The organism is Herbaspirillum sp. DW155, from assembly GCF_037076565.1.
Taxonomy (GTDB): domain Bacteria; phylum Pseudomonadota; class Gammaproteobacteria; order Burkholderiales; family Burkholderiaceae_D; genus Herbaspirillum.
In genome coordinates, this window is record NZ_AP029028.1 from 3,747,144 (window position 1) to 3,767,915 (window position 20,772).

Consider the following 20,772-nt stretch of genomic DNA (forward strand, 5'->3'; position numbering starts at 1 on the left):
TTGGCCCCCTTTGGCCCCCTTTGACCCGCAGAGAGACTGCATGCCGATCCTGCCGATCCGACGCATCCTGCTGTGTACCTGCCTCACCGCAGCAGCCCTGTTGGCCGCCGGTACCGGTACGGCCTGGGCCGGTGCGCAGGATTTCTCGTTTGGCGTGATCAACCACGCCGCCGCCGGTGTCAAGGGCGACGAGGCGCTGCGCCAGGCGCTGGCCGAGACCGATGCCGACAACCTTGCCTTCGTGGTGGTCAACGGCATCAAGTCGCCTTCTGAAAGCTGCGACGACGCCCTCTATGCCGAACGGCGTGACCTGCTCGCACAGGCGCAGAACGGCATCTTCGTCTCGCTGGCCGGCAGCGACTGGATCACCTGCCGCGACCGCGAAAACCGCTCCGACGCCATCGAACGCCTGGCCCGCATGCGTGAGATCTTCTATGCCGGTGAATTTTCGCTGGGGGCGAGCAGGCTGCCGATGCTGCGCCAGTCACTCACCCCCAAATTCCGCAGCTATGCCGAGAACACCCGCTGGGAAGTGGGCAACCTGCTCTTTGCCACCGTCAACCTGCCGGCGGCCAACAATCACTTCCTGCTCGACGGTGGACGCAACAACGAGTTCGAGGACCGCCTCATCGCCAACCGCAACTGGCTGCAGCACCTGTTCGCCTTCGCCGCGCTGAAGAAGAGCGCGGCCATCGTCTTCTTCAGCGATGGCAATCCCTTCGGTCCGCCGCCCCGGCATTCCTTCTTCCGCACCCAGCGCGACGGCTTTGCGGAGACGCGCAAGCTCTTCACCGAGCTGGCCGCCAAATTCCCCGGACGCGTGCTGGTGGTGCACGGCCAGGGCGGCAAGAACAAGACGCCCGCCCACATCCTCTGGACCGGCGCAAACCTCGGCAATGTCGGCGTCGGCGAGCGCTGGCTCAAGATCGTCGTGGATGACCATCTGCCGCAGCTGTTTGCGGTGGCCGATGCGGATGGAGAGCGGCGTTAGGCCAGCCGACAGGCTGGTTGAGGGCCTTTTTCCGTGTATATGAACAAAAACGCCCGCAGAGCGCATCTGCGGGCGTTTTTTTTGACGTCGCCGGAAGGAATTTCCCGATTTTCAGGATTTTCCAGCGGCGGGGTGCGATCAGTTCAGCGGCTGGCTGCGGAAGTGGTCGCCGGCTTCGCCTTCATCTTCATCATCGTGATGATGGTGGTGGCCGTGGGCACCGTGGACGTGACCGTGGGCCACTTCTTCTTCGGAGGCGGCGCGCACTTCGGTAACGGCCAGTTCAAAGCGCAGCGCGATGCCGGCCAGCGGGTGGTTGCCATCGAGCACGGCCTTGCCGTCCGCCACTTCGGTGACGGTGAAGATGACCGACTCTTCGCTGTCATCGTCGGGCGAACCTTCGAACTGCATGCCCACTTCCAGCGGTTGCGGCAGGCGCTCGACCGGCTCGATCTTGACCAGCTCGGAATCGTATTCGCCGAAGGCATCTTCCGGCTCGACCTGGATGGTGGTGCTGTAGCCGGTTTCCTTGCCGTCCAGCGCTTCTTCGATCTTGGGCAGGGTGTTGTGGTAGCCGCCGTGCAGGTAGACCATCGGCTCGCTGCTTTGCTCGATCAGGTTGTTCTGGGCATCCGACAGCTTGTAGTTGACGGAAACGACGGTATTCTTCGCGATCTTCATCGTAAGGGTCCTTTGTATCGATAGTGGTGCGGGAGCGGCAGACGCTGCGGAGCGGTCGCGCGGGACGCCTGCCACCCGGGTTGGGGCCTAAGAACCATCCCCTTGCCATTCCCGCGAGGCAAGGACGCTTTCAAAAACGGTTTCTCGACTGCGCGATTATACCTGCATCAAACTTGATCGCCGCCAATGGCTTGCTGCCGCGCCAGCCCGCCTATAATGGCGACCATGAAAAAACTCGATCTGCTCGGCGGCATCACGCCCGCCCAATTCCTGCGTGACTACTGGCATAAGAAGCCCCTCCTCATCCGCAACGCCATCCCCGGTTTCACCGCGCCGCTGCCGCGCCAGGAGCTGTTCGAACTGGCCCGCCTGGAAGACGTCGAATCGCGCCTCATCACCCATCGCCCCGGCGGCTGGGACATGGAACACGGCCCCTTCAGCAAGTTGCCGCCCTTGAAGCAAAAGGCCTGGACCCTGCTGGTGCAGGGCGTGAACCTGCACCATCCGGCCGCCGACGCCCTGCTGCGCCAGTTCCGCTTCGTGCCCGATGCGCGCCTGGACGACCTGATGATCAGCTATGCCACCGATGGCGGCGGCGTCGGTCCGCACTTCGATTCCTACGACGTCTTCCTGCTGCAGGCGCACGGCCAGCGCCGCTGGCGCATCAGCGCCCAGGATGACCTGACGCTGGAAGAAGGCGTACCGCTGAAGATCCTCAGCCACTTCGAGGCCGAGCAGGAATTCGTGCTGGAACCGGGCGACATGCTCTACCTGCCGCCGCAGTATGCGCATGACGGTGTGGCCATCGGCGAATGCATGACCTATTCGATCGGTTTCCGCTCGCCGGCCTACCAGGAACTGGGGGAATCCTTCCTGGAATTCATGATGGATACCATCGACCTGCCCGGCCGCTATGAAGATCCCGACCTGAAGGCCACGACCAGGCCCGCCGAATTGCCGCTGGACATGGTGGCGCGCATCCGCGACGAGCTCAACAAGATCCGCTTCACCGATGACGACATCACCATCTTCCTCGGCCAGCATCTGTCGGAGCCCAAACCCAGCGTGTTCTTCCAGGCAGGGCCGCAGGAAATGTCCTTTGCTCGCTTTTTCCAGAGCGCCAAGAAGCGAGGTCTGGCATTGCATCGCAAGACGCGCATGCTGTACCGCGGCTCGCACGTTTTCATCAATGGTGAATCCTTCCAGGTCGGACGCACGGACAAGGCGATCCTGGCCCGGCTGGCCGACTCGCGTGTACTGGAGAAATCCGACTTCGACCAGGCCTCCGAGGATCTGCTGGAAGCCTTGCATCAATGGCATGAAAGTGGCTGGCTCGAGATTGTTCGCGATCAGTGAAAAATTATGGCTGAGGATGCTCGAAATTACTTGAGAAAGTCTCGGGAAGTCGCTTCCGTCAAGGCATTCCGGCCATAGTGTCATTGATGTAAGTTCTTACAAATTCTTACGAATCGGCGTTGCGGCGGTGCGATTTCGGGAAAAAATAGCTATAATGATGGGCTGGAAAGTTTTCGTTGTCAGGCGTTGTTTCGGCAGCAAAAAGAAGCAAGAACCGAAGCCCGACCGTGAGGTCTTACCCCGCGGCGAAAGCCTCCCAGTAGAGCGATAATTACCGGTAATTATTCATCGCACAATTTTTAAATATTGAAGGAATATTCATGAAAAAGACTCTGTTGATCGCTTCGTTGTTGGCTGTTGCTCTGGCTGCTTGCGGCAAGAAGGAAGAAGCTCCGGCACCCGCAGCTGCTCCTGCTGCTGAAGCTCCGGCCGCTGCTGCTCCGGCTGCTGATGCAAAGCCGGCTGACGCCGCTCCGGCTGCTGACGCTGCCAAGCCGGCTGACGCCGCTCCGGCTGCTGACGCAAAGCCTGCTGACGCTGCTCCGGCCGCTGATGCAAAGCCGGCTGAAGCTCCGGCCAAGTAATCTTCGGATTATTTTCGAAAAAACCGGTCGCAAGACCGGTTTTTTTTCGCCCGCATTTTCTTTGCCGTGACCTTTTCCTTCATGTCGCCGCGTGCCCGCACCCGCATCACGACTTTCCATCCTCACCTGGCTTTTTGATCTGGCGTAAATGCATCAGGACGCGCCAGAAACGCATCAAGGCAAGTCTTCCTCGTCGTGCCCCTACTCCCCTACTGACAGCGGCCTGACAGGCCACCAAAGGCCGTATTCATTATCGAAGACACAATATCGCCAGCGAGTACCACCTATGCCTGCCGGCATCGGAAAACACGGTCATGCAAGCTGAATAAAAAGAGAAACAAATTGTTTCTGACGCAACGCACGCTACTGCTAATGCGCCTGAACGAGCCTGACAAAGCGCTGACCACTCGCATTTGGCGATCACACTTCCAGCCAGGAAAAACCTTCCTCCTGGCAAGCGATGCCGATATCACCAAAGGTGCTTCCCAGCACGCTTTCGATGGCGGCACGCGCGAGTTCGGGGGTGTTGTTCTGTTGACTGAGATGGGCGCCGATGACGCGTTTGAGGCGGCTCTTGTCAAGCAGGCGCAGGATCTCGGCGCTGGCGTCATTGGCCAGGTGGCCGTAATCGCCGCCGATGCGGCGCTTGAGGAAGGCGGGATAGGGCGAGCGGTCCAGCATCTCGCGGTCGTGATTGCATTCCAGCAGCAGCGCATCGCAGGCACCGAGGGACTGCACCAGATGGGCGGTCGGCTGTCCGGCATCGGTGAGCACGCCAAGACGGCGGTCGCCATCGCCGGCCACATACTGGATGGGCTCGCGGGCGTCGTGCGGAACGGTATAGGGAGAGAGTTCAAGATCACCGATGGCGATCTTCTGACCATCGGCGCAGAAACGCACGTCAACGTCAGCGGCCTGTTCGGCCACCGCCTGCCAGGTGCCGTAGCTGAGCCAGACCGGGATGCGATAGCGCCGTGCAAACTTGAAGACGCCGCTGACGTGATCCGAATGCTCGTGCGTGACCACGATGGCCGACACGTCGGAGGGATCGAGACCGAGACGCAGCATGCGCTTTTCGGCCTCGCGCAAAGTAAAGCCGCAGTCCAGCATGACCGTGGTCCCCGATGAGGGACGCTGGTCGCCGGCTGCGGCCGAGATCAGCAGCGCATTGCCTTCGCTGCCGCTGCCGAGGCTCGCGAACTTCATCTGAGCCCCGGGTCCTGCTTACTTCAGCTGGTCGTTGAGCAGACCGAGGATCTTGTCGGAGATACCCGAGGTATCCGGACCACCCTCGCCGTTCTGGACCACGATGTTGCTGCTGTCGGAACCGGCGCCCTTGACCACGATGCGGTACTTGGCGGCCTTCTTGTCCTTGTCCTTGGAGCTGAAGATGCGCGAGAAGAAACCGTCATCCTTCTTGTCCTTGGCATCCTGGTCCTGGTCCACGTAGCGCACGTAGTAGATGCCCTGGCTGCGGTCGCGGTCTTCCACGGTGAAGCCCACGCGATCCAGCGCCAGGCCGACACGGCGCCATGCGCGGTCGAAGCCTTCATCCACTTGCACACTGGTGCCGGTGGCGGTCTTCTGCAGGCGCGAACGGGCCTGCAGCGACGGTGCATTGGCCACGGCAGCCTTGGCCTTGGTTTCTTCGGCACCCAGGCGCACCATCAGACGCGACAGGAATTCGGCCTCCAGGCCCGGATCGGAGGGACGCGCGGTCCACACCGAGGTTTCCTTGGCCGAACCGGTCAGCACTTCTTCGGCGCCGCGATGGCTGATGAAGATCTCGGTGGTGCCGTTGGGGCCGCGCTCCAGGCGGGTACGGAACTTGTCGCGCTCACCGGTGGAATACAGCGAATCAAACACCTTGCCCAGGGTATTGCGGACGAAGTCCTGCGGGATCTTGGCGCGGTTTTCGGCCCAGTCGGTTTCCATCACGCCGGTATCAGGCGACTCGATGTTGATGAGGAAACCGTTGTCCTGCCAGAAGTCCTTGATCTGCGGCCACAGTTGTTCCGGGGTCTGCTTGACCACCAGCCAGCGCTGCGAGCCATCGCGCTCGATACGCACCGCATCACCCTGCTTGGCGGGTGCCACGGTGCTCACCTCGGCGGTCGGCTTGGTCTGCTGCTCCAGCTGATAGCCGGAAGCGGTGGCCACGCCCTTGTTGGCTTCGGGAATGGCGTAGCGGTTGTCGCGCTGCAGCTGAGTCAGGTCGGGCGGCACTTCCAGACGCGGGCCACGGGCCTTTTCAGCGCTCTTGTAATCGATACGGTCGCCTTCGAGCAAGCTGCCGACGGACGAGCATCCTGCCAGTCCGGCCAGCGCCAGTGCGACGACGATGCTGCGTTGGGTAAGTGTGTACGCGGAGCGGGAGACCGGACGAACGTTCTTGCTATTAGTCATATCGTTACTATTGAAAGCGGAATCGGATTTCAGGAGACCTGCGCCAAAGCGGCCAAGCCGATCAGTTTAAGACACCGGACTCGCGCAGGGCCGCGCGCACGGTGTCGTGGTACGCCGCGCCCAGCGGTGCCAGCGGCAGACGCATGCCCGACGGGATCAGGCCCATCTCCTGCATGGCCCACTTGACCGGTACCGGGTTGGGCTCGACGAAGAGCTTGTTGTGCAGCGGCAGCAACTGGTTGTTCAGTTCCACGGCACGGGCGATGTTGCCGCTCATGGCGGCCACGCACAGCTCGTGCATGGCGCGCGGGGCGACGTTGGCAGTCACCGAGATGTTACCGGCGCCGCCGTAGAACATCAGCGCAATCGCCGTGGCGTCGTCACCCGAATAGACCGCGAAGCTCTTGGGGGCCAGGCGGATCAGGTCGGTGCCACGGGCAATATTGCCGGTGGCGTCCTTGACGCCCACGATGCCCTTGACCTGGGCCAGGCGCAGGATGGTCTCGTTGCTCATGTCGGCCACGGTGCGGCCGGGGACGTTGTACAGGATCACCGGCAGATCCACCGCCTCGGCGATGGTCTTGAAGTGCAGATACATGCCTTCCTGGGTCGGGCGGTTGTAGTAAGGCACCACTTGCAGGGAGGCGTCGGCGCCGACCTTCTTGGCGAAGGCGGTCAGTTCGATGGCTTCGGAAGTGGAATTGCCGCCGGTGCCAGCGATGATGGGAATGCGTTTGGCCGTATGCTCGACCGCGACCTTGATCAGTTCGCAGTGCTCTTCCATCGAGACGGTGGGCGATTCGCCGGTGGTGCCGACGATGACGATGCTGTCAGTTCCCTCGGCGATATGCCAGTCGATCAGCTTGCGCAGGCCATCGTAGTCGAGGCTGCCGTCCGGATGCATGGGAGTGACGATTGCAACAATGCTACCCTTGATCATGGTGTGCGTGCTTTAGTGATGGTCAAAATAAAGGCCTGATTGTAGCGGATAGACGCCTCATCAGGTCAATTTGCGGCTGCTACAGTTGAAAGCGGACGTAAAAAAGCCTGCGAACCCGCCCCCGCGGGCCATGCAAGCACATGGCGAGCGCCTCGTCGCCGCTTGCCATGGATCAATATCCCAGCCCCATGGCCTCGCGCACGTCGCGCATGGTGTCCTGGGCCAGCTTGCGGGCCTTGTCGCAGCCATCGGCGACGATGGCCCGCACCAGCGAGGGATCGTCCAGGTACGGCTGGGCCCGCTCCAGCATCGGCTGCTGCTCCTGCAGGATGGCATCGATCACCGGCTGCTTGCACTCCAGGCAGCCGATCCCGGCCGAACGGCAGCCCTTGGCGGCCCAATCCTTCACTTCCGCGTTCGAATACACCTGGTGGAACTGCCAGACCGGGCATTTGTCCGGATCGCCCGGATCGCTGCGGCGCACGCGCTGCGGGTCGGTCGGCATGGTCTTGACCTTCTTGGTGACCGAGGCCGCGTCCTCGCGCAGGGCGATGGCATTGCCGTAGCTCTTGGACATCTTGGCGCCATCCAGCCCCGGCAGGCGCGAGGCCTCGGTCAACATGGCCTGCGGCTCGGTGAGGATCAACTTGCGGCTGCCTTCGAGATAGCCGAACAGACGTTCACGGTCGATCATCGACAGGTTCTGGGCATCGTCCAGCATGGCCTTGGCCTGTTCCAACGCTTCATCATCGCCCTTTTCCTGGAATTGGGTGCGCAGTTCCAGGTACAGCTTGGCGCGCTTGCTGCCCAGCTTCTTGGTGGCGGCCAGGGCCTTCTCTTCGAAGCCTTTTTCCTTGCCGTAGAGGTGATTAAAGCGGCGCGCGATCTCGCGCATGATCTCGATGTGCGGCACCTGGTCTTCACCCACCGGCACCTGGCTGGCGCGGTAGATCAGCACGTCGGCCGCCTGCAGCAGCGGATAGCCGAGGAAGCCATAGGTGGCCAGGTCGCGGTCGGCCAGCTTTTCCTGCTGGTCCTTGTAGGTCGGCACGCGTTCCAACCAGCCCAGCGGCGTGGCCATGGACAGCAGCAGATGCAGTTCGGCATGCTCGGGCACGCGCGACTGGATGAACAGCGTCGCCTGGGCAGGATCGACCCCGGCGGCGAGCCAGTCGACCACCATTTCCCAGGTGCTGGTCTCGATCACGGACGGATCGTCGTAATGGGTGGTCAGTGCATGCCAGTCAGCCACGAAGAACAGGCAGGGCAATTCGGACTGCAGCTTGACCCAGTTCTTCAGGGCACCGTGATAGTGGCCCAGGTGCAGCGCGCCCGTGGGGCGCATGCCGGAGACGACGCGATCAGGATACATGGCGTTGGGCGATGGTTGGCGGTTGGCGGTTCAACATGGACGATAGCAACGATATGAACGATCAGAACAGCAGGGTAATGGGCAAGGTAATCAACTGCAGCAACTTGCTGGCCACATACATCACCGGCGCCATCCACCAGGTGTAGATGACCTTGAGCAGCACCAGCGCCATGACGATGAAGAAGCCATAGGGCTCGATCCGGGCGAATTTATACGCAGCTTTGTGCGGCAACAGGCTGGTCAGGATGCGTCCGCCGTCCAGCGGCGGGATCGGGAACAGGTTGAAGGCGAACATCACCAGATTGGTCAGCACCCCGGCCTTGGCCATGAGCATGAAGAATTCTTCTTGTACCCCGCCCAACACCAGCGCATAGATGGCCAGCGTCCACAGCAGTGCCATGAAGAAATTGGCAGCCGGACCGGCCAGCGCGACCCAGGCCATGTCGCGCTTGGGCTTGCGCAGCTGGCCGAAATTGATCGGCACCGGCTTGGCGTAGCCGAACAGAAAATTGCCGCCGGTGGCGAAGTACAGCAGGATGGGGATGAGGATGGTGCCGAAGGGATCGATGTGCTTGACCGGGTTGAGGCTCATGCGCCCCATCGAATAGGCCGTGGTATCTCCGAAAAACTTGGCCGCATAGGCGTGGGCCGCCTCGTGCAGGGTAATGGCGAAGAGCACGGGCAGCGCGTATACCGCGACAGTCTGGATAAGTTCGTTCATGGGCAGGGATTTTAGCAGAGGGACAATACACTGCCCCGGAATCGGACCGGGCCTGAGCGTCTGATCGGGCCTGGTTGCATCAATTTCACTCAGGCGGCCTGCAAACCGAACAGACTTGCATCCCCCCTGCCCTGGCGCACCAGCACCGGTTCATTGTCGTCGGTGAGGTCGATCACGGTGGTCGGTTCCAGGCTGCAGGCGCCGCTGTCGATGACCAGCTCGATCTGTTTTTCCAGATGGCTGCGAATGTCGTCGGCGCTAGTCAGCGGCAGTTCTTCATCCGGCAGGATCAGGGTCGTGCCCAGCAGCGGCTGGCCCAGTTCTTCGAGCAGCATGTGGGCGATGCGATTCTCCGGCACGCGCAGGCCGATGGTCTTGCGCGAGGGGTGCGAGAGCCGGCGCGGCACTTCCTTGGTGGCTTCCAGGATGAAGGTATAGGCACCGGGCGTGGCGGCCTTGAGCAGCCGGTACTGGCGGTTGTCGACCTTGGCATACTGGGCGATCTCGGAGAGGTCGCGGCACAGCAGCGTCAGGTGGTGCTTTTCATCGACGCCACGGATGCGGCGCACGCGCTCGACCGCCTCCTTGTTGTCCAGCTGGCAGACCAGCGCGTAACAGGAGTCGGTGGGCAGGGCCACCAGGCCGCCCTTGTGGATGATCTGCGCGGCTTGCTTGATCAGGCGCAGTTGCGGGTTGTCGGGGTGAATCTCGAAAAACTGGCTCATGATGCGGTTTCCGTTTCCAAATCCAATTCCAATTCCAAATCGTAAAAAGCACAACGGCGGTGTCGCCACCGCCGTTGTCGCTGCCCGCCGGGCTTAGCGCTGGCCACGCAGGGCCGCGATGCGCTGTTCCAGCGGTGGGTGCGTCGAGAACAGTTCCATCATGCCGGGCTTGTCGCTGATGCCCAGGGCCGCCATGTTCTGCGGCAGGCCTTCCGGCGAAAATCCGCCCAGCCGCGCCAGGGCATTGATCATCGGCTGAGGCGTGCCCAACAGGCGCGCCGCGCCGGCATCGGCACGGAACTCGCGATGGCGCGAGAACCAGGCCACGATCATCGAGGCGCCGATACCGAAGACGATCTGGCACACCATCACCGTCACCATGTATCCGATGCCGGGACCGGACTCATCGTTGTTGCGGCGCAAGGCCGAATCGACGAAATAGCCCACCACCCGCGACAGGAACACCACGAAGGTATTCACCACGCCCTGGATCAATGTCATGGTCACCATGTCGCCATTGGCGATGTGCGCCACCTCGTGGCCGAGTACGGCTTCCACTTCTTCCTGCGTCATGCCCTGCAACAGCCCGGTGGACACCGCCACCAGGGCCGAATCCCGGAACGCGCCCGTAGCGAAGGCATTGGGTTCGCCGTCATAGACCGCCACTTCGGGCATGCCGATGCCGGCGCGCTGGGCCAGCTTGCCCACGGTCTGCAGCAGCCAGGCTTCGGTGCCGTTCATGGGGGTCTCGATCACGCGCGCGCCGGTGGACCACTTGGCCATGCTCTTGCTCATCAGCAAGGAGATGATCGATCCCGTGAAACCGACCACCAGCGAGAACACCAGCAGCATCGGCAGATTCAGGCCGGCGCGGGTGAGGAAGCGGTCCACACCCAGGAGCGACAGGATGACGCTCATCACCACCAGCACGGCGATGTTGGTGGCGATAAACAGCAGGATGCGTTTCATGGGGAAAACTCCTATCGGAAAAGTGGTCATTAGATAGGAACCGGCCTGCTGAATTCAAGAGCCTCAAGCCCGGGGCTGCCCCTTACAGCCCCCAGTCGTGCCACACCGGCTTGACCCCGGAGGGCAGCGGCGGCAACGCGCCCAGGTCCATGCGCGACTCGCCCGGACCGTGGAAGTCCGAGCCCATCGATGCCAGGAAACCATAGCGGCGGGCCACCTGGGCATATTCCTGGTACTGCTCCGGCGTATGGCTGCCGGTATTGACTTCGATGGCCACTCCGCCCAGCTGCTTGAACTCATCGAAGAGCGCGCCGAACTGGGTCGGCGTGTACTTGTAGCGGCCCGGATGGGCGATCACCGCCACCCCGCCGGCCCCGCGGATCCAGCGCACCGACTCTTCCAGCGTGGCCCAGCGGTGCGGCACGTAGCCGGGCTTGCCTTCGGTGAGGTAGTTGGCGAAGACTTCCTTGGTATCGCAGCAGGTGCCGCATTCGACGAGATAGCGCGCAAAGTGCGTGCGCGAGATCAGGTCGGGGTTGCCCACGTGCTTCAACGCGCCCTCGTAGGCGCCGCAGATGCCGTGCCGCTCCAGCGCCTCGGCAATCTCGCGGGCGCGGCGCTCGCGGCCGTTGCGGGTAGCGGCCAGGCCGTCGATCAGGGTCTGGTCGTTCTCGTCGATGCGCAAACCCACGATGTGCACCGTATGCCCGGCCCAGGTGACCGAAATCTCCACCCCCGCCACATGCTCCATGCCCAGCGCACGGGCCGCCGCACGCGCGCGGGCCACGCCACCGACTTCATCGTGATCGGTCAGCGCCCATACGCCCACGCCGTTAGCCCTGGCGCGCGCGGCCACCTCTTCCGGCGACAACAGGCCGTCGGAGACGTTGGAGTGGCAATGCAGATCGAACTTGAGTTCAGACATAAAAATGCGCAATGACAGCAACTCACCGGGCAGATCGCTTGTGGCTGCCGCCGGTCAGGCCATGCTTGAGGGATTGGAATGCGTCCATTTTACGCGCTTGGCGCCACTCCCGCACGGCGCGGGCCACTTCAGGCCGGCTGCTGCAGGAAGGCCTCGATCAGCTGCGCCAGCCGTTCGGGCTGGTCGTGGTGCAGCATGTGGCCGGCGTCGGCGATCATTTCCACCTGCGTGTTGGGAATGCAGGCGATACGGCGGTCGATTTCTTCACGTTTGAGCGAGGCCGGACCGAAGAAGCGCCAGATGTCGCTGTCGATGGCTTCGATCCACAGCACCGGCGCGGTGATGCGGCTCCAGCAGGCCATCATCTCGTCGACCCGGTACAGGATGGGACTGACCTGCTTGTGCGCCGGGTCGCCCAGAATCTGCCACAGGCCGCTCTCATCCTGCTGCGCCCAGTGCCGGGCCAGGAAACCGGCGCGCTCGTCCGACAGGCGCGCATTGTTCTTCTGCAGCCGCGCCGCTACTTCGTCCAGCGTCGCATAGCCGCGCAGCACGGGACGATTCTTCATCTCGTCCAGCCATTGCGTGAAGCGTCCCGGCGCCTGCTCCGCCTTGGCCGTGGGCAGGCCGATGCCTTCCAGGTTGATGAGGCGCTGGATGCGCTGGGGACGCACGCCGGCATAGAGCGTCACGGCATTGCCGCCCATACTGTGACCCAGCAGGTTGATGGCCTCGTCACCGGCATAGTGGTCGAGGATGGCATCGAGATCGGCCAGATAGTCGGGGAACCAGTAGGACTGCGCCGGGCTGCGCTGGGTCAGCCCGAAACCGCGCCAGTCCGGAGCGATGACGTGCCATTCCCCTTGCATGGCATCGACCATGAACTGGAAGGACGCCGACATATCCATCCAGCCATGCATCATGAAGATCTTGGGCGCCTGCGGGTCGCCCCAGTGGCGTACGTGATAGCGCAGGCCGCGCACGTCGAGGAATTCGGAGCGGGAAGTTTTCTTGGCGATGATTGAGCGCATGTCGTTGTCGTTGTTGTATCTGCTGTGAAGAATCTAACAGCCAAGTATAGACAAAAGAGAACGATCGTGCGCGAAGCCGGGGTTTCAGGGCAGGAAGCGCCCAAGGTCGAAGGTGGAGGTATGGCCGATCTGGGCGAAGTTCTGCTCCAGCCATTCCGAGGCGCGTTCGCGGCCCTGCTGGAACAGGCTGCCGATGAAACTGGCCTGGGTATTGAGCTTGGAGAGATTGGTCAGCTGCTCCATCAGTTCATTGGCATCGATCATGTGCACATTGAGCTGGCGCAGCCGCCGCTCCAGCGAACCGAAGGCCAGCGTCGAATTCTCGGCCTCGCGCTTGGCCAGGGCCAGCCCGCTCAGCTCGGTGAAGAAGGCCGAACTGAAACTGATTTCCGAGAGTCGCTGGCCGATGTCGTGGCTCGTGGTGGGCGTACCGGCACGGCGGCTGGGATGCAGCAGCACCACCATCACATCGCGCGCGGCGCAGGCGTGCAGCAGCGGGAATATCGGCGGATTGGCCGTGAGCCCGCCATCCCAGTAGGCTTCGCCATCGATTTCGATGGGCCGGTGCAGCGAAGGCAGGCAGGCCGAAGCCAGCAGCACCTCCACCGACAGGTCGGCATTGCGGAAGATCTTCAGCGTGCCGGTGCTGACCTGGGTGGCGGCGATGAACAATTTCAGCGCGCGCTGGCGGCGCAGGCGTTCGAAATCCACCTGCTCCACCAGGATGTCGCGCAGCGGGTTGATATCCAGCGGATTCAATTGCGTGGGCGAGAAGAAGCGCGTCATCGCCAGCAGCGCCTGCATGCCCGGCATGGGCGCCGGATTGGCGACAACCGGCGCGCCTTCGGCATTGAGATAATCCAGCGGCGCGCCGGTGGAAAGCGCCGTCCAGAACCGCTCCAGCGCCGCGCGCGCGCCATCGCGGCCATCCTGCACGTAGCCTTGCGCCATCACGGCGGCATTCATGGCCCCGGCCGAGGCGCCGCTGATGCCTTCCAGGTCCAGCCGCCCATCCTCCAGCAGGCGGTCCAGCACGCCCCAGGTGAAGGCGCCATGCGAGCCCCCACCCTGCAGGGCCAGACTGACGATCTTGTTCGACATGATGTCCTTTTCGTTCGGTCGCATCGACAGGGCCTGCCGGCCAAAATGGCTGTCACGCCCGCGTCAGCACATAAGCTTATGCTGCACTGCACGATCATGGTATAACAGAAAAAGGAAGGCAAGACGGCCCGTTGGAGTGGCATTTGTATGCCAACAGGCAACATCTTGCGTACCTGCCCAGACATTGTAACGAGCGAATGACGGACACAGCAGAGGACACATGAAATCGATTTGCGTATATTGCGGTTCTTCCCCCGGCGCTTCCCCGGCCTATGCCGAGGCGGCGCGCAAGCTGGCCCAGGAGATGGTGAAGAACAACATCGCCCTGGTCTACGGCGGCGGCAATGTGGGCCTGATGGGCATCATCGCCAGTGAAGTCATGCGGCTGGGCGGAGAAGCCACCGGCGTCATCCCCAAGGCCTTGCTGGACAAGGAACTGGGCCACGACGGCCTGACCCGCCTGCACATCGTCAAAGACATGCACGAACGCAAGGCCATGATGGCCGAGCTGGCCGATGGTTTCATCGCCATGCCCGGCGGCATGGGCACCCTGGAAGAACTGTTCGAGGTGCTGACCTGGGCGCAGCTGGGCTTCCACTACAAGCCGATCTGCCTGTACAACGTGGAAGGCTTCTATGACAACCTGATCGCCTTCGTCGATCATCTGGTGTCGCAGCGCTTCGTGAGCACCGACCAGTCGGGGCTGATGATGCATGAAGCCGACCCGGCCAAGCTGATCGAGCGCTTCCAGAACTTCAAGCCGACCTACAAGACCAAGTGGGCCGACCGCGAGGCGGTGGCCAACCTGGTGCCCTGAGCCCTGAGCCCCCCCGGGCTCGGTTTCCAGCGGAAGCGATTTCCCGAATTTTTACAGATTCCTTCATCTCGCTTCCATCAAAGACAACGCCCGTCCCTCTTGCGAGGCGACGGGCGTGTTTTTTTCTTCACTTCGGCCTGGAACCGCCAGGGGAGCGGGCGTCAGGCCTCCAGGGCCTGGCGGAAATCCGCCACCAGATCGTCGGTATCTTCCAGCCCCACCGAGACGCGGATGAGCGACTCGGCAATGCCCATGCTGGCACGGCGTTGCGCGCCCATCTCGTAGAAGATGGTATGGGCCACCGGGATCACCAGGGTGCGGGTGTCACCCAGATTGCTGGCGGCCACGGCAAGATTGAGGCGGTTGAGGTAATCGAAGCAGTCGATGCTGTCCTTCAGCTCAAAGGACATCAGGCTGCCGAAGCAACGGAACAGCTCCTTGCTCAAGGCATGTTGCGGATGCGACTCCAGCCCCGGATAGTGCACCGCTGCCACGCGCGGATCGGCCTCCAGCATCTGCGCCAGCGCCAGGGCATTCTTGCATTCACGTTCCTGGCGCAGCGCCATGGTCTCGGCACCGACGGCGATGTGGTGCGCCGCTTCCGGACCCAGCGTGGCGCCGAAGTCGCGCAGCGCCTTGGCACGGATCTGCGCCATGCCCCACTGCGCAGGCGGGTTCTTCTTGTAGGCGTCGGCGATGTGCGGGTAGCGGGTCCAGTCGTATTCACCGGTATCGGTGAGCGCCCCGCCCAGCGCATTGCCGTGGCCGCCGATGGATTTGGTCAGGGAATTGACCACCAGACCGGCGCCGACCGTCCTGGGACGGAACAGGTAAGGCGAAGTCATGGTGTTGTCCACCACGTAGAGGATGCCACGCTCGCGGCACAGTTCGCCGATGCGCTTCAAATCCGCCACCTGGGTGCGCGGGTTGGCGATGGTTTCCACGAAGACCAGGCGGGTCTGCGGCGTGATGGCCGCTTCCACGTTCTTCACATCGGTGGCATCGACCATCGACACCTTGGCCCCCTGCGCGCCCACCGTCATCCAGAGGCTGTTGGTATTGCCGAACAGGAAAGCCGAGGACACCACATGATCGCCCTCGCGCAGCAAGCCCTGGACGATGGCGCCGATGGCGGCCATGCCGGTGGCGAAGCAGATGGTGGACTTGCCGTCTTCCATCCGGGTGATCTTGTCTTCCAGCGCCGACACCGTGGGGTTGCCCTGGCGGCCATAGCGATAGCCCGGCTGCTTGCCCTGGAACACTTCGGCCAGCTGGCGTGCATCTTCATAACCGAAGGTCACGGAAGTGTGGATGGGCTTGTGCAGGGAGCCGTGCTCGATGCCCTTCTGGCGGTCGCTGTGGAGGATGGTGGTGGTGAAGCCGTAGGTTTTTTTATCGTTCATCGCGTGATCGGAAAGGCAGAAGTGAGAGGCATGGCCAGCGCGCGGCCAAAGGCAAAATGATAAGCCAGATTCCCGCCGGACGGGTCCATGAAAAACGCCGGTGCCGCAAATGCGGCCACCGGCGTACTGTTCCAGCCTCTGGTCAGGCAGCGGGGATCAGTCCACCCGTGCCAGATTCAGGTTCAGCTGCGAACGCACCACATCTTCCAGCGCCGGCTTGGGGTTCTTGCGGGCGTATTCGATGCGGTCCAGGTATTCCTGGGTGATGTCGCCGGTGATGTAGTGACCGTCGAAGCAGGAGGCCTCGAATTGCTTGAGGGCCGGGTTGGCCTCGGAGATGGCGCGCTTCAGGGCTTCCACATCCTGATACACCAGGGCATCGGCGGTGATCTCGCGGCAGACTTCTTCATCGCTGCGGCCGAAGGCGATCAGTTCGTCACGGGTCGGCATGTCGATGCCGTAGACGTTGGGATACTTCACCGGCGGTGCCGCCGACGCGAAGATCACATTCTTGGCACCCGACTCGCGGGCCATCTGCACGATTTCACGGCTGGTAGTGCCGCGCACGATGGAGTCATCCACCAGCAACACGTTCTTGCCCTTGAATTCGCTGCCGATGGCGTTGAGCTTCTGGCGCACCGACTTCTTGCGCAGCGCCTGGCCCGGCATGATGAAGGTGCGGCCGATGTAGCGGTTCTTGATGAAGCCTTCGCGGTACTCGATGCCCAGCTTCAACGCCAGTTCCATGGCGGCCGGACGCGAGGAGTCGGGGATCGGCATGACCACATCGATCTCGCCGTGCTTGAACTGGCTGCGGATCTTGTCGGCCAGGAACTCACCCATCTTGAGGCGAGTGGCATAGACCGAGGCGCCATCGATGATCGAATCCGGACGGGCCAGGTAGACGTATTCGAAGGCGCAGGGGTTCAGGGTCGGGTTCTCGGCGCATTGCTGGTTGTACAGCTTGCCGTCGTTGTCGATGAAGATCGCTTCACCCGGATTGACGTCGCGCAGGAAGCGGAAGCCCATGCCTTCCAGGGCCACCGATTCGCTGGCCATCATGTATTCGATGCCCTTGTCGCTCTCGTTGAAGCCCAGGCACATCGGACGGATGCCGTACGGATCGCGGAAGCCCAGGAGACCGTAACCGGCGATCTGCGCCACCACGGCGTAGGAGCCGCGCACGCGCTTGTGCACCATGGCCACGGCCTTGAAGAGCGCGGCCGGGTCCAGCGAGTAGCCGGTGGTAGCCTGCTGGATCTCGTGGGCCAGCACGTTCAGGAGCACTTCGGTATCGGAATCGGTGTTGATGTGGCGGCGATCGTTCTTGAACATCTCGATCTTCAACTGTTCCGCATTGGTCAGGTTGCCGTTGTGCGCCAGGATGATGCCGAAGGGGGCATTGACGTAGAACGGCTGCGCTTCTTCTTCCGAAGAAGAGCTGCCTGCAGTGGGATAGCGCACCTGGCCGATGCCGGTGTTGCCCGGCAGCGAACGCATATTACGGGTACGGAAGACGTCGCGCACCAGGCCGTTGGCCTTGTGCATCGAGAAACCGTTGGCGTGATTGGTTGCGATCCCCGCCGCATCCTGGCCGCGGTGCTGCAGCAGCAGCAGCGCGTCATACAGCATCTGGTTGACGGGACTATGAGAGACGATACCGACGATGCCACACATGGTGGACTCCTAACGAAAAACGAAAACGAAAATGAACCACGACTGCAACCCGGTCCAAACGATCTGATGCACTCCGCCACGGAGCCTGGTGTCAGACCGGGGTGGAAAAACTCACATGCTCGGCCAGCTTGCCCGGCAGGTAGGGCAGCACCGCTTCGGCAGCCTGCTCGACCCAGGGACTGAAGCGCGCCTGCTTCCAGAAATCCTGCTGCGGAATGGCCGTGGTACCGCACAGCAAGGCCACCGCGATCACCAGCAACACCCCGCGCGCCACCCCGAAGACACTGCCCAGCGTGCGATCCAGGAAACCCAGACCGGTCGCCTTGACCAGCTCGCCCAGCGTCTTGGCCACCAGTGCCATCAACAGCCGTGTGCCGATGAACAGCGCAATGAAGGCCACGATCAGCCGCGTCAGTTCGCCCGGCACCACCTCCGGCAACATCGCCGAGAGCGCCTCGCCATAGGTATTGGCCACCACCAGCGCCACAATCCAGCCGGCCAGCGACAACACCTCGCGCACCAGTCCGCGCAGGGTGCCGATGATCACCGAGCAGACCAGGATCAGCAGCACCAGGTAGTCAAATATCGTCACGATGACAACAATATGCGGCTATCTGTAGCCAAATTCAAGCAGGAACAAGGGTGGCATTCAGGCCCAGCTTCTTGATTCGGCCGCTCATGCGCTCGGCTTCCTCACGGCTGGCAAAGGGGCCGACGCGAATGCGCGTGCGTTCACCTGCCTCGGTTGCAATCTTTTGCGTGTACGAATGGATGCCGGCGGCGCTCAGCTTGTTGCGCAATTCAGTCACCTTGTCCTGAGTCGCCAGCGCAGCCACCTGGATGACGAACCTGCCACCGGCTGCGGCGGGCTTCTTTTCCGGTGCCGGGGCTGCGGTTGCGCCGGGCTTGCCTTCCAGGATCGCCAGCGCACGCGCGGCATCGTCATCGGCGGCAGCCTTGGGCTTTGCAGCTTCCTTCTTCGCTTCTTCCTTGTGCTCGGCCACGGCGGGTTTCTTGTCTTCGGCCTTGGGGGCGGGCTTTTCGGGTGCTTTCTCTAAGTGCCGCTCTACCGGCTTTTCAGGCGACTTCTCAACCGGCTTTTCGGCCGGTTTTTCCACGACCCTGGGGGCCACCGCCGCCACTGGCGGGGTCACCGGCTCGGCCGGGGCCGCCGGCGGACTGGCGGGCTCGGGGGCGATGCTGGAGGGTTCGACGATTTCTTCCTTCTGGTCCAGCGCAGCCTGCTTGCCAGCGGCCGCACCCGGCTGGGCCACGGCGGCAGCCGGCTCATCCTTGGAGGGGATCTGGATGGCGATGTCGTCGTTGAGCGGCTTGGGCTCGGAGTCGAGGATCATCGGCAATACGATCACCACGGCCAGCGCCAGGGCGACCGCCCCGATCAGGCGGCGGCGGGCGCGTTTCTTTTCCGGCAACAGCGGATCAGCGGCGGCATCCTTGCCGGCCTTGCTGCGGCTGCTACGTGGGCCGGCGGCGCTGCCATTGGCGGCACTGCGGCTGCTGCGGCTGCGAATGACGGCGGATTGCTCCTCGGAACGCGAACGGAAAGACCCTTGGTCAGAAGCAGAGTCCTGCTTGTTTTTACGGAAAAACGAGAACAAGCCCATGCGGAGTCGTCTTGAATTGAACTGGAAATCGTGGAAAACCTGCCTGGCCACTCAGGCCCTGGCGCCGGGCAGGGCGGCCGGCTCCGCAACGCGGTCAGGATCAGTGCAGACCGGGACGGCGCGCCTGCATCACGCCGGCTACGGTCAGGAAGGACCCGAAAACCACAATTCTATCATTCTCCCCCGCTCTGCTTAATGCATTTGCATATGCCTCTGCCGGCGAAGTGAAGGTTTCGATGCTGCGTGCCGCGTCCCGCCTGAATTCCGGCTGCACGCCGGCCCCCAGCAGGGCTTCCTTGAGCTGTTGCGCGCTGGCCGCGCGCGGCAGCGGCAGATCGGTCACGCACCAGTGGTCGATCTTGTCCTTGAGGTGACTGATCACGCCTTCGATGTCCTTGTCCAGCATGGAACCGAAGACCGCATAGGTGTAGGGATGAAAGCCCATGTTGTCCAGGTTCTGGGCCAGCGTGGCCGCCGCATGCGGATTGTGCGCCACATCCAGAATCACCAGCGGCTGGCCCGGCAGCACCTGGAAGCGGCCCGGCAGCTCCACCGTGGCCAGGCCCGTGCGCACTTCCTGGGCACCGACCGGCAGCACTTCGCGCAGGGCTTCGAGCGCGGCCAGCGCGGCTGAAGCATTCAGCAGCTGGTTGGCGCCGCGCAGGCTGGGATAGGCCAGCGAATTGCGGCGCATGCCGCGCCCGCCGTAGGCCCATTGCTGCTTGTCGCCCTGGTAGTTGAAATCGCGGCCCATCAGCCACAGGTCGGCGCCGATCTTCTCGGCGTGGGCGATGAGCGACTTGGGCGGCACCGGGTCGCCGCACACGGCCACCTTGCCGGGGCGGAAGATGCCGGCCTTCTCGAAACCGATCTCTTCGCGGGTCTCGCCCAGGTATTCGGTATGGTCGATGTCGATGCTGGTGACGATGGCCACATCGGCATCGATCACGTTGACCGCATCCAGACGGCCACCCAGGCCGACTTCCAGGATCACTACATCCTGCCTGGCGTCAGCCAGCAGTTTCATGATGGCCAGGGTGGTGAATTCGAAATAGGTCAGCGAGATGTCGCCGCGCTGGGCTTCCACGGCCTCGAAGGCGGCGATCAGCTGGGCGTCGCTGGCCATGTCGCCGGACAGGCGGGCGCGCTCATTGAAATGCAGGAAATGCGGCTTGATGTACAGGCCCACGCGGTAACCGGCGCGCAACAGGATCGATTCCAGCATGGCGCAGGTGGAACCCTTGCCATTGGTGCCGGCCACCATGATGACGGGGCAGTCGAAGCGGATGTCGAGCTTTTCCTTCACGGCCAGCACCCGGTCCAGGCCCATGTCGATCTGCTTGAAGTGGCGTTGTTCCAGCAGGGCCAGCCATTCGTTCAAGGTGGCGGGAGTCGGGGAGGCTTGGGAAGTCATGGCGCGTCTCGGTCGGTGAAGCGGCTGCTCGAAA

General features: G+C 62.7%; 20 protein-coding genes. 4 read left to right on the forward strand and 16 right to left on the reverse strand.

The features are described from left to right. The first annotated feature begins 40 nt into the window (after nucleotides 1-40). Nucleotides 41-991 (forward strand): hypothetical protein, encoded by a 951-nt coding sequence (locus tag AACH55_RS17020; RefSeq protein ID WP_338715845.1) that lies wholly within the window; start codon nucleotides 41-43, stop codon nucleotides 989-991. Between the two features lie 138 nt (nucleotides 992-1,129). Here the strand turns inward: AACH55_RS17020 and AACH55_RS17025 are convergent, their stop codons facing one another. Next, nucleotides 1,130-1,672, reverse strand: coding sequence for a peptidylprolyl isomerase (locus tag AACH55_RS17025; RefSeq protein WP_058896266.1), 543 nt, complete (start codon nucleotides 1,670-1,672; stop codon nucleotides 1,130-1,132). A 225-nt stretch (nucleotides 1,673-1,897) separates the two neighbouring features. Here AACH55_RS17025 and AACH55_RS17030 point away from each other — a divergent pair, with 225 nt between their 5' ends. Together AACH55_RS17030 and AACH55_RS17035 are read left to right on the forward strand one after the other, a co-directional pair. Next, on the forward strand, nucleotides 1,898-3,028 hold the full coding sequence (locus tag AACH55_RS17030; protein ID WP_338715846.1) for a cupin domain-containing protein: 1,131 nt from the start codon (nucleotides 1,898-1,900) through the stop codon (nucleotides 3,026-3,028). Between the two features lie 320 nt (nucleotides 3,029-3,348). Then, nucleotides 3,349-3,612 (forward strand): hypothetical protein, encoded by a 264-nt coding sequence (locus tag AACH55_RS17035; protein ID WP_338715847.1) that lies wholly within the window; start codon nucleotides 3,349-3,351, stop codon nucleotides 3,610-3,612. A 420-nt stretch (nucleotides 3,613-4,032) separates the two neighbouring features. On the opposite strand, the gene AACH55_RS17040 is transcribed toward AACH55_RS17035, so the two are convergent. From AACH55_RS17040 to AACH55_RS17085, 10 genes are all read right to left on the reverse strand, one after another. Further along, the gene (locus AACH55_RS17040; protein WP_338715848.1) at nucleotides 4,033-4,818 is read right to left on the reverse strand and encodes an MBL fold metallo-hydrolase; all 786 of its coding nucleotides are present in this window, start codon (nucleotides 4,816-4,818) and stop codon (nucleotides 4,033-4,035) included. An 18-nt stretch (nucleotides 4,819-4,836) separates the two neighbouring features. Continuing rightward, on the reverse strand, nucleotides 4,837-6,018 hold the full coding sequence (gene bamC, locus AACH55_RS17045; RefSeq protein WP_338715849.1) for an outer membrane protein assembly factor BamC: 1,182 nt from the start codon (nucleotides 6,016-6,018) through the stop codon (nucleotides 4,837-4,839). A 61-nt stretch (nucleotides 6,019-6,079) separates the two neighbouring features. After that, the gene (dapA, locus tag AACH55_RS17050; RefSeq protein ID WP_338715850.1) at nucleotides 6,080-6,958 is read right to left on the reverse strand and encodes a 4-hydroxy-tetrahydrodipicolinate synthase; all 879 of its coding nucleotides are present in this window, start codon (nucleotides 6,956-6,958) and stop codon (nucleotides 6,080-6,082) included. Nucleotides 6,959-7,130: 172 nt separating this feature from the next. After that, nucleotides 7,131-8,330 (reverse strand): tryptophan--tRNA ligase, encoded by a 1,200-nt coding sequence (locus tag AACH55_RS17055; protein WP_338715851.1) that lies wholly within the window; start codon nucleotides 8,328-8,330, stop codon nucleotides 7,131-7,133. Between the two features lie 61 nt (nucleotides 8,331-8,391). Beyond that, nucleotides 8,392-9,051: a site-2 protease family protein gene (locus tag AACH55_RS17060; RefSeq protein ID WP_338715852.1), complete on the reverse strand. Its 660-nt coding sequence runs from the start codon at nucleotides 9,049-9,051 to the stop codon at nucleotides 8,392-8,394. An 89-nt stretch (nucleotides 9,052-9,140) separates the two neighbouring features. Next, complete coding sequence (locus tag AACH55_RS17065) at nucleotides 9,141-9,776, reverse strand: L-threonylcarbamoyladenylate synthase (protein ID WP_338715853.1); 636 nt, start codon at nucleotides 9,774-9,776, stop codon at nucleotides 9,141-9,143. Nucleotides 9,777-9,869: 93 nt separating this feature from the next. Beyond that, a complete protein-coding gene (gene htpX / locus AACH55_RS17070; protein ID WP_338715854.1) occupies nucleotides 9,870-10,745 on the reverse strand; it encodes a protease HtpX in 876 nt (291 codons plus the stop codon). A gap of 82 nt (nucleotides 10,746-10,827) precedes the next feature. Continuing rightward, complete coding sequence (locus tag AACH55_RS17075; protein WP_338715855.1) at nucleotides 10,828-11,670, reverse strand: 3',5'-nucleoside bisphosphate phosphatase; 843 nt, start codon at nucleotides 11,668-11,670, stop codon at nucleotides 10,828-10,830. Nucleotides 11,671-11,798: 128 nt separating this feature from the next. Then, entirely contained in the window at nucleotides 11,799-12,701 is a 903-nt protein-coding gene (locus AACH55_RS17080; RefSeq protein ID WP_338715856.1) for an alpha/beta hydrolase, read from the reverse strand. An 84-nt stretch (nucleotides 12,702-12,785) separates the two neighbouring features. Next, the gene (locus AACH55_RS17085) at nucleotides 12,786-13,802 is read right to left on the reverse strand and encodes a patatin-like phospholipase family protein (protein ID WP_338715857.1); all 1,017 of its coding nucleotides are present in this window, start codon (nucleotides 13,800-13,802) and stop codon (nucleotides 12,786-12,788) included. A 220-nt stretch (nucleotides 13,803-14,022) separates the two neighbouring features. Between AACH55_RS17085 and AACH55_RS17090 the strand changes: the two genes are divergently transcribed. Next, entirely contained in the window at nucleotides 14,023-14,619 is a 597-nt protein-coding gene (locus AACH55_RS17090) for a TIGR00730 family Rossman fold protein (protein ID WP_338715858.1), read from the forward strand. 161 nt (nucleotides 14,620-14,780) lie between these two features. Here AACH55_RS17090 and AACH55_RS17095 read toward each other — a convergent pair whose 3' ends face one another. The 5 genes from AACH55_RS17095 to folC all read right to left on the reverse strand — a co-directional run bounded on the left by AACH55_RS17095 (nucleotide 14,781) and on the right by folC (nucleotide 20,738). After that, nucleotides 14,781-16,022, reverse strand: a complete 1,242-nt coding sequence (locus AACH55_RS17095) for a cystathionine gamma-synthase family protein (RefSeq protein ID WP_338715859.1) — start codon at nucleotides 16,020-16,022, stop codon at nucleotides 14,781-14,783. A 156-nt stretch (nucleotides 16,023-16,178) separates the two neighbouring features. Next, nucleotides 16,179-17,699, reverse strand: a complete 1,521-nt coding sequence (purF, locus tag AACH55_RS17100) for an amidophosphoribosyltransferase (RefSeq protein ID WP_338715860.1) — start codon at nucleotides 17,697-17,699, stop codon at nucleotides 16,179-16,181. 91 nt (nucleotides 17,700-17,790) lie between these two features. Further along, nucleotides 17,791-18,291: a CvpA family protein gene (locus AACH55_RS17105; protein WP_338715861.1), complete on the reverse strand. Its 501-nt coding sequence runs from the start codon at nucleotides 18,289-18,291 to the stop codon at nucleotides 17,791-17,793. Between the two features lie 34 nt (nucleotides 18,292-18,325). Then, nucleotides 18,326-19,324, reverse strand: a complete 999-nt coding sequence (locus AACH55_RS17110) for an SPOR domain-containing protein (protein WP_338715862.1) — start codon at nucleotides 19,322-19,324, stop codon at nucleotides 18,326-18,328. 100 nt (nucleotides 19,325-19,424) lie between these two features. After that, a complete protein-coding gene (gene folC / locus AACH55_RS17115) occupies nucleotides 19,425-20,738 on the reverse strand; it encodes a bifunctional tetrahydrofolate synthase/dihydrofolate synthase (protein WP_338715863.1) in 1,314 nt (437 codons plus the stop codon). Nucleotides 20,739-20,772 lie beyond the last annotated feature (34 nt).